This window comes from Streptomyces sp. JH34 (assembly GCF_029428875.1).
Lineage (GTDB): Bacteria > Actinomycetota > Actinomycetes > Streptomycetales > Streptomycetaceae > Streptomyces.
Genome location: NZ_JAJSOO010000001.1, coordinates 4,759,257 through 4,771,383, shown reverse-complemented (window position 1 = coordinate 4,771,383; position 12,127 = coordinate 4,759,257). Strand labels below are relative to the sequence as shown.

Here is a 12,127-nt window from a genome sequence, read left to right as displayed (position 1 = left end):
CGTCATTCTCCCAGTACCAGTCGTCGGAAGTCAGGGCGCGCTGTGTCACGGGCGATGATGGTGAGGTCGTCACGCGCCCGAGACGAGGCGATGTAAAAGAGCGCCTCGCTTCGGGAGTCCTTTATCTCTTCGATGTCAGTGACGATCACTGCCGACGCGTCCAGGCCCTTGAACGCATGGACCGTTCCGTAGCCGACGGACCCACTTCGCAGCTTGGCGAACGGGGCCAGCTGACGGGACCATCGGGGGTCTGCACACAGTTCTGCAGCACTGCCATGCCCTCGGACTGACAGCACAACGATCTCGTCCGGAGCGAACCCGTCCGCATGAAGCCTGGCTAGGTGCTTGACCAGATGCTGGTCCTGCTCGGCGGGCGTAGACCACCACTCCCGTACGGCTTCACGGTCATTCTCCGCCCGGAGAGTACCGCTGTAGCCGGGCTCCAGACGCGAGGTCTCCTCCACGTACTGGCAGATCGAGGGGACATTGCGGCAGTTCGCCGTCAGGCTGAAGGACGCGGAACCAGCGCCTGTCCGGTCCTTCAGCAGACCGATCCCCGCATACCCAGAGTCGTAGATCGCCTGGTTGGTGAAGTCGCCGAAACACAGCCACCTGCCACTGCCGAGTCCTCCGCGGACCGACATGTCAAGAACGTCCAAGTAGGCGTCCAGCATGAGGTCCTGCGCCTCGTCGACGACCAGGGCGTCAAAGGGTGGGTGCCCCTCAAGCAGGGAATCGAGGGCGCGCTCTGGAAGCACTTCAGTGAAAAAGTCACCTTCGCCGACGCGGTGCTGCTCCCGGGCCCTCGGCGCGAGCTTTCCCATGTAGCTGTGGAGCGTGCCCGCAGTGATCAGGCTGTCACCGGCCGTCTCCTCCTTGAGCCACTGCCCCAAGAGATTGTTGTAGCAGCAGAGGAGCACACGCGAGCCGTCGGCTGCGAGCCGACGGGCAGCCTCCAAGGCGACGAAGGTCTTGCCAGTGCCAGCCGCCCCCTTCACGATGCAGCGCGGATTCTCGGCGATCATGTCGAGCAGTTGATACTGCTGACGCGTGAACCGTTCGACCTCCTCCCGGCGACGGTAACGTCGGATCTTGGGCGGCTCGACGAACTCAAAGGCAGGTCGCAGCACATCCACGATACGAGTGCAGACCACCGGAGTCGGCTCCACGTGTGACGCCGAGAACCAGGCGCGCGCACTCGGGGTTCCAGCGAGTAGCTCACGCTGACTTTTCAGGACACCTCGCAGCAGCGTCGAGATGGGGTTACGGCGGAACGCGACAGTGTCAATCGCCTGCCAGCCGTGCCACTCGGTCGGATTGGGTACCTGGAAGCGGGCGTGGGTGAAGCACACAGCGGAGGCGATGGGAAGGGAGGGCAGTTGGGGATTGGCCTTCCTGAGCTGCGCGGCGACCGCGTACTTCGCCTCGTCGGCCTGCTTGAAGGGGCCGCGGACCTCCGGTTGATGCTTACCTAGTCTCCAGTTTCCGTCTGCGAGTCGGGCGACGTGCAGATGCGACTTCACTTCCAAACAGACGATGCCGCTGCCCGGGACGATGACCACGAAGTCGGCCTCACCCTGGATCTGCCTGGGATGGCTGGCGATACCCAGGGAGTGGAGAGCGATCCATCCTTCCGTGGCCGGATCATCGCGCAACCGTTCGAAAACCTCGCGCTCCCCCGGGCTTGTAGTCTCCGGGTCGAAAGACGGCGGAATCATTCGTGTCATCGGAAGTCCTCCGTTGTACGGAGCCGGCAGAGGGCGTTCAGCGGGACCTGCAGGGTGTCGGACAGTACATAGTCAATGCGGGCGACGAGTGTCTCGCTGTCCGCCCCGGTCGGTCTGACTGCGCACCAGCCAGCCTCTACGAGCCTCCCCACTCTGTCAGGGGTCAGCGCTTGCTGGAGATCGTCCGCGTACCGCTGCCCGGCACTGCGGTGGGCGCTGTCAATCCGCCGCAGCCGTTCCCAGACGCTGTCAACGTCAGCGCCCGCTGCCAGGTAGCGCAGCACTACAGCGAAGTCCGCCTTGCTCCTCGGTCTGATGCACCAGTCGCTGATCCAGTAGCCCACGTTGGCGGTGCCAGCCCCCCGGCTACGGAGTTCCTCAGCGACACCTCGGATACCCCGTGGATGCTGCTCGGTCCGCTCCCACAGTCGCGCCTTCCACTCTGCCTGTGTGGTTCGCAGCGAGGTCGCGTCCGGGCCGAGGATGGCGTCTGCCCGGTCCACCAGGTCCTGGTGGTGGGAGCGATTCCGCAGGGCAAGATAGTCGCCCCGGCCCACCGACGACGCGGGGACCTGCTCTACCTGGACTTCAGGGAGCTCTCCGGCCCGCAGCGAGAGGACCCGGGCCTCGAAGTCCGTTGGCAGAAGCACGTGCGAGCCGTCAGCGAGAACCGCCGCACATGCCTCCACCTGATCAGCAGCACCGCTGCGGCCTCCTGTCGAGGGATACCGAGGGAATGAAGCCCGGATCTCCTCGCTGGGAGAGCACTCTGCGGCAGCGAGCAGGTCGGCTGCATCCGGCTCCCCCTGTTGCCAGCCCCCTCCGGGGGTTTCCGGGGCTTCACATCGAAAGGGCTTCGACTTCTTGATGGGGCGCGTGACGTTGGTGCTGGAGACGGGCCCGAACAGAAGCGGTATCACTTCAGGGTCCTCGCGGAAAAAGCCGTAGTGCACAAGCGCGAGGTTTTCGGTTCGCGGCGCGTTCAGGAGACCCTGGTGGATCCAGGTGGGCGGTCCAACAACCACGACAGACGTATAAATGTCGTGCCCGAGCAGGTCGGCGTGGGTTCCGATCGTCACCTCAACGCCGTTCAGCACCATGGCCTTCACGACCGCGTCGGTGAACCTTCGGTCAGTCAGGACGACAAGCCCGTCACGCGGGTCGTCCAACGTCAGAAACTCCCGCGTGCAGTCGCCAAGCGGATCCCTGCCGTCAGCAGCAAGACGCTGAAGGCTTGACACCACAGCCCGCATCCGTTCAACGTGCCCGGGGTCAACGGCACCCTCGAATCGGGCTATCTCCGAACCAAGTCGGTGTGCGGCAGCCTCGAACTCGAGCAACGGATGGTCGAACGGGAGCGGAACGGTACAGACGAACCTTCGGCACCGACGCAGCAGAGCAGCACTGGCTCTCCAGAGCTCGGAGTCCGCGGCTTCGCCGAGCCCTCGCAGGAAGCCGGTTGCCGCGAAAACGAAAGCCCGCGCAATGGGATGCTCGACTGGCTGGTCCCAGATCTCGCACCCTGCCGCGCAGGCGTATACCTGGTCGATCTCTTCCAGCGTCGTCATGGGTTCCCCGCTCTGCTCTGCCACGCAATCACCTCGATCCCAGTGGGAACTCGTGCGAGATCCGCCGGAAGCAACAGATCCTCCGGGCTTCTGGCCCGATAGCGCTTGAGGGCGTCGGCCGCCGCTTCGCCAGACGGTGCCGTACGCTCGACCAGCGCGACCGTGACCGGCGCCATCTCCGCGCCGAGCCACCGGCAGACCGTTGCCGCGCTGTCCAGGATCACCACCTTGGGCTTCCGCCTGGCAACGAGTTCACGGTAGTCCTCCGGGTCCTCCCGCGCTGGGAGTAGCAGGCTGCGGAACTGGCGCGCTTTTTCACGAATGGCGCGGGGACGGAGCAGAGCACTGAGCGGCACCGGCTCAGCCACCATCGATGTTGCGATCAGAGCCTCGGACTCCTTTTGTATGGCTGTGCCGTTGCCGATGATCGCGCAATGGAGGGCACTGAACCCACAGAAGTCGGCGGGCACACCGGGCAACAGCCCTTCTGCACCAACCGGAATGTCAATGCGCTCCAAAATGCGGCTCTGACCCATGAACTCCGCAGGTTCATCCGGCCAGTTAAGAACATCGATCCGATATCTGTCAGCCGGAATCCAGCTTCCACCGACGTTGTAACCCTGGCGATTGTTCTTGCTGACCGCCTCATTGAGGATGCCTACGAATCCAGCAGTGTTCTGCGTTGAGACAAGACGAACGACATGGCTTCTCGGTTCAAGCTCGGCGGCGCTGGTGAATTGTGAGCCTTGAGGCGAGGTGTCCAGTTTCGGCTCAAACGCCGCATACACAGCTCCGCAACCAACGAAGACACTGGCGAACTCGCGAGCGGGAACCGAGACCGCGATGGTGCCGCTGACACCTTGCGCCGCCAGTTGCGCAGCCCAGGCGCCGAGTTCAGCAAGCCAGACTGCCCACGCGGGGAGCGGAAGGCGCTTCTCATCTGTGCACAGCAGCACCCCGCTCAACTGTGCGCGACCCCCCGGCGGTCCCACCCTAGACTCCCGTTGCAGCCGCACTTAGACCTATACGTGCGGCACGTTCACAAAATCAGCACATTTGCTGGGCATGATACAGCAGCACTACCGAGGAGGACAGCCTCAGATTGTCCCCAACTGCACTGCGCTAGGGCCTGTCTGATAGATAATCATTTAGCGGGTTCTCGGAGCCACAGGATCAGAGCCGCCAGGAAGATTCCAGCCCGGTAGCGATCGGCGAGCTTGTCGAACCTGGTCGCGTTCGCACGGAACTACTTGAGGCCGACGAAGCATCGTTCGACCACGTTGCGGTCGCGGTAGATGCCCCTACAGAAGGCGGGTGGGCGGCCGCCGTGGGCTCCACGTCGCCGGCGGTTGGCAACCTGGTCGCGGCGTTCGGGGATCGCGGCAACGATGCCCCCGGCGCTGCAGCAGGTGGCGTATCACCCGGCTGGAAGACGCTTTGTCGCCCAGCACCCGTGCCGGTGTCGTGCGGGGTCAGCCCGCAACGGTGCGTGAGATGCGGATGCTGTCGAGGACCTGGCCGAAGGCCGTGGCGTCGTTGACGTGCCGGGCGTGAGCATGATGGACAGCGGGAGGCCCTGGCCATCGACGGCAAGGTGGACCTTGGTGGTCAGCCCGCCCCGGGACCGGCCGAGGGCCTGACGCGCTTGTGAGCAGCCCGGGTCTTCCAGTTCGTCCCTGTCTGCGTCCCCTTTTTGCGGGCGCCGACCGCGTGCTGGCGAGCCCGGTTAACCGTGGAGTCGACGGAGACGGTCCACTGCACCCGGCCTACCGCTCGTCGCGGACCTGGACGTGTTCCAGCAGCTTCGCCCAGGTCCGGTCCGCTTCCCAGCGGGCGAACCGCTCGTAGATGGTCTGCCAAGGCCCGTAACGCCAGGCAGATCTCGCCACGGAGCCCCGGTCCGCGGCCGCCACGGCACCCCGTCGATCACCTGCCGGTGATCACGCCACGGACGCCCCTGGCTCACCGGCTACCGCAGCTTGAACCACCGCTACGAACGCCACACTCGCAACTACCTGGCCTTCCTCGGACTCGCGGCCGCCCTCTGCCGCTACAAGCGCCTCGTCCGACTCATCACACAGGACACAGTCTTAGATGCGCCTGCAGCCGTGCCGTCCGCTCACGCAGCGCCGACCTTCCCAGAGCATTGCAGCCAGGAAGGCCGGCGGTGCGCGGCAGCCGTCAGTGAATGAGGAACCGCGCCGCGATGATCTGGACCGCGATGGCGCCGCCGGCGTAGGCGGCACCCTTCAGGATCTGAACCGCGAGCGCCCAGCGGAGGAAGCGCAGCCGGCGCCGGACCTTGCGCCACGAGCCCCAGAAGGCATTGCCGCCGGAACCTTCCTTGCGCATCCAGGCAGCCTTGATCTTCCTGGCCGTGCGGGCCAGGTAAGCCGTATAATTCACCAGCGGAGACTCCTTATCGCATTCGATTTGAAGCAGGGGGTTTCCTGCAGGGGAGGTTGGGCCACGGTTCGCTGCCTCTGACCAGCCTTCCCTGCTCCGCGTGCGCGGAGGCGCACGGCAGGAGATGTCAGATAAACAACAAGCGCTGCCTGGCGCTGAGTCGCACACAAAATGCCCCGTTCCTCATGCCGCAAAATGACGTGGAGAATCACCCCTACTCCACGTTAGGGCACATACTTGCGGCAAGTGTAATTTTCACGAAATCCTTGCCCGCGGACCCCGCAGAATGTAGGATCACCTCCATTTCGGAACGCATTCGAACGCGCCCAAGTGCCACCGCCAGCGCACCGATCTCATCCTCGCCGAGACTCGCCCCCAAACTCCATAAGAAGGCGGCCCGCTCAGCGGGAGGGAGTGCCGCCAGGCGTCCAGGGAGCGTTGACTCTTCCACGCCAGCGCTAAAGCTGTTGCGCCGGTCATCCCTGTCGACATGACCGTTCACGTCGTTGCGCCGGTCCCCCTGGAGAGGCTTCCTTCCGCAGACACATCCACCCGTGCACCGGCGACAAGACGCGGCCCGTGCCGCCCCCAGGAGTTCCTCGAGGCGAGCAAGATCCTGCCTGACCTGGCCTTCTCCACCTTCCCGCTCGGCCTGCACCAAAGGTTCCAACGCATGCGAAATCCCCGACTGAGGCAGCCTTCGCCCATGCAGCCAGTGCGAGAGAGAGGAGGGAGAGACGCCGAGAGCCTGCGCTTTCTCGGTCATGGTGGCCCCTGGAAGCACGCGGGGCATCACATCTTGGAAGGCGAGCGCGAAAGACCTCACCTCCCGTCCGGCTTCGCTCACGCAGGAGCGTTTGATCAACCCGAGTGACGGCATGCAAAGGAGCCTCTCGCTCGCCAGAGATCAGCAGAGTTGCGTGATCGCCGGAAGCCTAGCCCCTCCCTACGACACCAGGGCGCGATCCGACGTTTTTACAGTGACGTATTCACGCGGCGATCATAATGAAGTCATAAATGCCCACTTAAGGAACTAAACGGATCTTTACATCAACGAGAGGCGTAAAGATCCCGGAACTACTGGAGCAAGCAATGCCGCCCGTGCTAATACTGAGCAAGAATCGCGGCCTGAAATGCATCTTCAGGACTGCACCGGAACACTGCATGAAGTGGAGGCACTGTGACGCCGTCGTGGCGCGATGACAGCCTCGGAACGATGAAGCGGGTTGCCCTCTGGCTGGTCTCAGAGGTCGGCGAGGGAGAGGCCTTCACCAAGGAGGCGCTGCGAGAAGCGTTCCCTGGGGTGTCCCAGGTGGACCGGCGGATGCGGGACCTCCGAGACTTCGGGTGGCTTATCGCCACCAACCGGGAGGACGACGGCCTCGACTCGCACGAGCAGCGTTTCGTGAAGCGAGGGGACCCCGTCTGGGAGCCGGGCCGCGCCACCCGGAGGTCCGGCACAACAGCCATCGGCGCGGGGCGCCGACGCGAAGTGATCGAGCAGGATGGCCGCATGTGCCGCTCCTGCGGAATCACACCAGGTAACCCCTATGCCGACACCGACGAAGCCGCTCAACTGGACATCGCACGTCGAAAGGTCCTGAAGCCTGATGGGACCAAGGTGACCGAGCTGATCACCGAGTGCAAGCGGTGCCGCATCGGTGGCAAGGAACTGGTCGCGGACCTCGGCCGGGTCCTCAGCGAAGCTGCTGCGCTCAGCTCCATCGAGCGCGAGGTACTGTCCGGCTGGATGGAAGCCGACGAGCGGCAGTTCGGTCGGCTGGAACAGCTCTGGAGTGACTACCGATCCCTGCCCGAGGAGTCGCGTGCCCATCTGCGCAAGCAGCTCGGCCTCGGCTGAGCATCTGGCAGATGCGGATAGTGACCGAAGTGGGCCGAGCAGAGAGAGAAACGAGAACAACGGAGATGACAATGGACTACGGACTGCCCCCGAGGGCGGAGGAGAACCGGGCCGTTGTCCGGACCCGACTCGCAGAGAGCACTGCCGGCGGCAGCACCCGCGAGACGTTCACCGTCGAGTGGCGGGGCAAGCCCGAGCACCTCGAAGTGATCGAGATGGAGGTCGGCGACCTCTACTACAACCCGGCGACCCATCGGATCCGTGCACAGGCCGGTCATGACCCCGAGAAGTCCGCAGCTCTCAAGGCCGATTCCTGGAGTACGGAGAGCCAGGCCTACCTAGGCCGTCTGCTGCAAGTCGAACCGCACGACCCGGCAAGGACCGACCCCGAGTTCGACGAGCTGTCCACCAGTCTGAAGGAGTTCGGGCAGACCGCTCCCGGTTTGATCACTCACGAGGGCATCCTCGTCAACGGGAACACGCGGCGCGCCGCACTCCTGGAGCTCCATGGGCCCACCCACCCCATGCGCGTGGCTGTGTTGCCCCCTTCCTGCGACTGGCGGGACATCGCTGCCATCGAGCTCTCACTGCAGTTGCGCAAGGAGCACCGGCGGGACTACTCGTACATCAACCGGCTGCTCGCCGTGGAGGAGCTGGTCGAACAAGGCACTCCGCTCGCGGCCATCGCTGCCACTTTCCGCACCACCGCTGCCCGGGTCCGGCAGGACCAATGGGTCCTCTCCCTTATCCGCCAACTGGTCAAACGCAGCGAGAGTTCCGGAAAGCGGCTGTCGCTGGTCGCGTTCGAGGAGCAGGCCGAGAAGTTCCGCGAGCTGCACCGCGCCTATGAAAAGCAGTACAGCGCCAACCCCGAGCGAGCAGATCTGCTGGTGGAAAACCGCCTGGCCGCCATGCTCCTGGGCTTCGCCAAGACGGACGTGCGCTTCATCAATGACAAGTTCAGTGACACATATCTGTCCAAGACTCTGCCGGCAGGCATAGTTACCGCCTCCGCAACCACCCAGGGAGGCGTCGCGATCCCTGGTCTGGGACGTGCGGTGCAAGGCCCCAGCCAGGCTGTCTCCGCGGCCAAGGCCCTAACGGATACCGTCCTCCGCGCCCGGGCGATCACCCAGTCGGGCAGCTCAGCGTCGGCGGAAACCATCACCGCGGTGCAAGCCGACCTGCAGTGCATGCATGAGGCGATGGACGAAGCCATCACCGACGCCGGCCGCCACGCCCGCATCACCAAGCGCAAGCAAGCCGTCCCAGCTCGTCTCGCCGACGCCAATCGCAGCATTGAGCAGTGCGTCACGGACCTCGTCCTCTCCCGGTCTCAGCGAAGCCTCGACGAAGACGCCTTCGACGATGCCATCGTCGAGCTGCGGAAGAGGCTGGAGAAGCTCGCCATCGAAGCTCGACGGACTGTCGACGAGCCCGGCGACGGCCTGGTGTGGCTCCTCGAAGCCACGGGAAAGACACGCTGAGTGGGTAACCGACCCAGCCTGGTGATCGGCTTCGACACCACGCGCACCCAAGCAGCGCTCAGGACCGTGCCCGAGTGCCGCGGCGACTTGGGGCAGATGATCGCCAGCTTCCCCAGTGGCCGAATGACCGACCGACTATCCGCCGCTGTGCCTATAGACAGCTTCTTGGCCAGTCTCGGCTCCCTAGCGGCATGGCCGCAGCCCGAGAGCGTGGTCTGGGAGGACGACTTCCGCGTCCTTGTCAGCGAGATGCTCGACACAGCGGAGACGGCGGATCGGCTGCTGAACGGCACGCCGGGCGAGGAGAGCGTTGCCCCGGAAGAGGTGCCAGCCCTGCTGGGCGATGCCTGGACGGGACCTCTCACGCCGTTCCAGCTCCGGGACATCGCCCGGCTGCTCTCGGTCGGCCACGGGGCCAACTTCAGCGTGCCCGGCGCCGGCAAGACCCGCGTCTCCCTGGCCGTATTCTCCGCCCTGCGGGAGCAGGGAGCGGTCAACCGCATCCTGGTGGTCAGCCCGAAGTCGGCCTACGAGGCATGGCAACTGGAGGCGCGGGAGTGCTTCTCCTCGCCTCTGGACGTACAGGTGCTCGGCAAGTCAATGCCTCCGTCAGCAGACGTCCTTTTGGTCAATTACGAGCGGCTGGACCGGGCGCTCGCCGGCCTGTCGCAGTGGTTGAAGGCCGCCCCGACCATGCTCATCCTTGACGAGGCGCACCGCATGAAGCTAGGCGGCGCGGGCGTCTACGGTGCCGCCTGCATGGCGCTGGGACCGCTCAGCCGCGTGCGCATGATCCTCAGCGGTACCCCAGCACCGAACGGTGCGAAGGACCTGGAGAACCTGCTCTCCTTCGTCTGGCCCGGCCACGGGCGGCGCGTGGTCACCCAGGCCGTGGACGGTGGTGACCTAGGCCACGCAAGCCAGGTACTGCGCCCCCTCTACACCCGGACAACTAAGGCAGAACTGGGGCTTCCGCCTGTCGACCTGCGCGTCCGCCCTCTCCGCATGCCTCCCCTGCACCGAGAGATCTACGACGCCTTGATCGGCGAGTTCTCTCCGCGCGCAGCAGCCGACCGGGGCGATTTCGAGGCACTCGGCAAGGCAGTCCTGCGTCTGCTCATGGCCGCGACTAGTCCGGCGCTCCTCGTTGGCGGCTCGACCCGCTATGAGCCGCTGAGCTTCCGTGTCCCGCCCCTGGATGTCCCGGAGGGGGACTCGCTGGCGGTCCTACTCCGCAAGCTCCCCGATTACGAACTGCCGCCCAAGTACACGGAGACACTGTCCATTGTCTCCGCCAATGCCGCGGTCGGCCGGAAGACTTTGGTGTGGACGAGCTTCGTCCGGAGCATCACGTCATTGCAAGCGCTGCTCGCGCCGTTCCAGCCCGCCGCGGTGCACGGGGGGACTCCCGACCGGGGGGAGGAGTTGCGCCGCTTCCGCGAGGACCCGGACTGCAGCGTGCTCATCTCCAACCCGGCGACCCTGGGCGAGGGCATCAGCCTCCACCAGGTCTGCCATGACGCCGTGTACGTCGACCGCGACTTCCAGGCAGGCCGGTTCCTCCAGAGCCTGGACCGCATCCATCGCCTTGGCCTCGCTCCGGACACGGAGACGCGGGTCACCGTCCTCACCGCGGTGGGAAGTGTCGATGATGTCGTCTCCATGCGGCTCGCAGAGAAGCTGGAGTTTATGGGCAGCATCCTCGACGACCCCGAGGTGCAGCAGCTCGCTGACCCGGAGGACGAGGCCCCGATGGCGGCAGGGATGAACTCAGCCGACGTCCAGGCGCTGCTGGATTATCTCAGGAGGCGCCCGGCGTAGCGGAAAACACCAGCCCTCCGGTACCCGTCAGAGCGTGCCCTCGCCGAGTAGCCGCTCAACGGCGTCTGCTTCCCGCTGCAGCACGATGCGCCCGTCGCCGTCGCTGAAAGCGAGGAGGCGGCTGCCTGCATCGAGTCCAGCCTCCGCTAGGAGACCGAGAGGGAGTACGACCTGCCCGTCATCACCGACCAAGAGTTCTGCTGGTTCACGTATCACGCCCAGCAGTCTGCCAGCATCGTCCCGCAGCGGACTGCCCCAGCCCATCCTCTGCCGATAGAGTCCCGCTGTGGACGGCAAAACGATCAGCGTGCAGGCTCCTCTGTGGCCAGTTGGTGAGAGCGACGACCTGGCCTTAGACGCGGTGGCCGAGGAGGTTCTTCGCGCGGACCCGGATGGCAGCCGGTTCGCTGGCGCGGTCCGCCGCAGCATCGACATGTTGCTGGACGGCCAGCACACCGGCCGCTTCCGCTGGGACCAGCTCTTCAAGACTGAGAAGGCCCACCTGGGAACCCTCATCGAGATCAACGTGCAGCGCGAGTTCGGCTTCGCGGACGGCGCCAGCATGGACTACTCGATCGCCGGGTCGGACGTCGACTGCAAGTACTCCCAGACACTCGGTCAGTGGATGATCCCGCCCGAAGCCCACGGGCACCTGCTGCTCGTGGTCTGGGCCAGCGACGAGCAGGCCCAGTGGTCGGTAGGACTCGTACGGGCGCTGCCCGAGCGGCTCAACAACGGCGGCAACCGCGACGCGAAGAAGACACTGAACGCGGCCGGCCGGGGCGCAGTGCGATGGCTGTTCCGCGACGCGCCCCTCCAGGAGAACATGCTGCTGCGCCTCTCCCCGGCGGACATCACCGCTGTCTTCTCCCACAAGAGCGGCCAGCGCCGCGTGGACGAGCTGTTCCTCCGGGCGCAAGGGCGCAGGGTCAGCCGCAATGTCGTTGCTACGGTGGCTATGCAGGAGGACTACATGAAGCGCGTCCGCTACAACGGCGGATCGCGCTCCAGGCTGCAGCGCCACGGGGTAGTGATCTTGGGTCACTACTCCCGCCATGGGCGCATCGCCGAAGTCCTGGGGCTGCCGGTTCCCGGGCCAGGCGAGTCAGTGAGTGCCCGCCTGGTCCCCGCAGGCGCCCAGCACGCCGGGAGGCCAAGCGTAGAGCTGGACGGCCGGGAGTGGGTTCTGGCCGAGCCCGGCGACCCAGAAGAAGCAGTACCGAAACTGCCGGAAATATGAACGGACGAGGCAAGCGC

Annotated in this window: 8 protein-coding genes and 2 pseudogenes; 5 read left to right on the top strand and 5 right to left on the bottom strand. The window is 65.3% G+C overall.

Features of this window, described 5'->3' with window-relative positions; genetic code table 11:
* Nucleotides 1-2 precede the first annotated feature (2 nt).
* The 4 genes and pseudogenes from LWJ43_RS21390 to LWJ43_RS21375 all read right to left on the bottom strand — a co-directional run.
* The gene (locus LWJ43_RS21390; protein WP_277333831.1) at nucleotides 3-1,727 is read right to left on the bottom strand and encodes a nuclease-related domain-containing DEAD/DEAH box helicase; all 1,725 of its coding nucleotides are present in this window, start codon (nucleotides 1,725-1,727) and stop codon (nucleotides 3-5) included.
* Entirely contained in the window at nucleotides 1,724-3,319 is a 1,596-nt protein-coding gene (locus LWJ43_RS21385; protein ID WP_277333830.1) for a hypothetical protein, read from the bottom strand. The genes LWJ43_RS21390 and LWJ43_RS21385 overlap by 4 nt, the downstream gene beginning before the upstream one ends.
* Nucleotides 3,292-4,251 carry a hypothetical protein gene (locus tag LWJ43_RS21380; RefSeq protein WP_277333829.1) on the bottom strand — a complete coding sequence of 320 codons (960 nt, stop codon included), beginning with the start codon at nucleotides 4,249-4,251 and terminating at the stop codon, nucleotides 3,292-3,294. The genes LWJ43_RS21385 and LWJ43_RS21380 overlap by 28 nt, the downstream gene beginning before the upstream one ends.
* A gap of 166 nt (nucleotides 4,252-4,417) precedes the next feature.
* A pseudogene (locus LWJ43_RS21375) lies at nucleotides 4,418-5,255 on the bottom strand (IS5 family transposase); the annotation flags it as partial.
* On the opposite strand from LWJ43_RS21375, the pseudogene LWJ43_RS21370 reads away from it, so the two are divergent.
* Nucleotides 5,254-5,373, top strand: a pseudogene (locus LWJ43_RS21370) (IS5/IS1182 family transposase); the annotation flags it as partial. The pseudogenes LWJ43_RS21375 and LWJ43_RS21370 overlap by 2 nt on opposite strands.
* A gap of 103 nt (nucleotides 5,374-5,476) precedes the next feature.
* Here the strand turns inward: LWJ43_RS21370 and LWJ43_RS21365 are convergent.
* Nucleotides 5,477-5,701, bottom strand: coding sequence for a hypothetical protein (locus tag LWJ43_RS21365; protein ID WP_277333828.1), 225 nt, complete (start codon nucleotides 5,699-5,701; stop codon nucleotides 5,477-5,479).
* 1,216 nt (nucleotides 5,702-6,917) lie between these two features.
* On the opposite strand from LWJ43_RS21365, the gene LWJ43_RS21360 reads away from it, so the two are divergent.
* From LWJ43_RS21360 to LWJ43_RS21345, 4 genes are all read left to right on the top strand, one after another.
* Entirely contained in the window at nucleotides 6,918-7,562 is a 645-nt protein-coding gene (locus LWJ43_RS21360) for a hypothetical protein (RefSeq protein WP_277333827.1), read from the top strand.
* 65 nt (nucleotides 7,563-7,627) lie between these two features.
* Complete coding sequence (locus tag LWJ43_RS21355; protein ID WP_277333826.1) at nucleotides 7,628-9,049, top strand: ParB N-terminal domain-containing protein; 1,422 nt, start codon at nucleotides 7,628-7,630, stop codon at nucleotides 9,047-9,049.
* Nucleotides 9,050-10,870 (top strand): DEAD/DEAH box helicase, encoded by a 1,821-nt coding sequence (locus LWJ43_RS21350; protein WP_277333825.1) that lies wholly within the window; start codon nucleotides 9,050-9,052, stop codon nucleotides 10,868-10,870. It abuts the gene before it with no gap.
* A gap of 286 nt (nucleotides 10,871-11,156) precedes the next feature.
* Nucleotides 11,157-12,110, top strand: coding sequence for a NaeI family type II restriction endonuclease (locus LWJ43_RS21345; RefSeq protein WP_277333824.1), 954 nt, complete (start codon nucleotides 11,157-11,159; stop codon nucleotides 12,108-12,110).
* Nucleotides 12,111-12,127: the final 17 nt, after the last annotated feature.

Excerpts from the sequence above, each read along its gene's own strand:
- LWJ43_RS21355 (WP_277333826.1), top strand. The coding sequence starts at position 7,628 with ATGACAATGGACTACGGACTGCCCCCGAGGGCGGAGGAGAACCGGGCC.
- LWJ43_RS21390 (WP_277333831.1), bottom strand. The coding sequence starts at position 1,727 with ATGACACGAATGATTCCGCCGTCTTTCGACCCGGAGACTACAAGCCCG.
- LWJ43_RS21360 (WP_277333827.1), top strand. The coding sequence starts at position 6,918 with ATGAAGCGGGTTGCCCTCTGGCTGGTCTCAGAGGTCGGCGAGGGAGAG.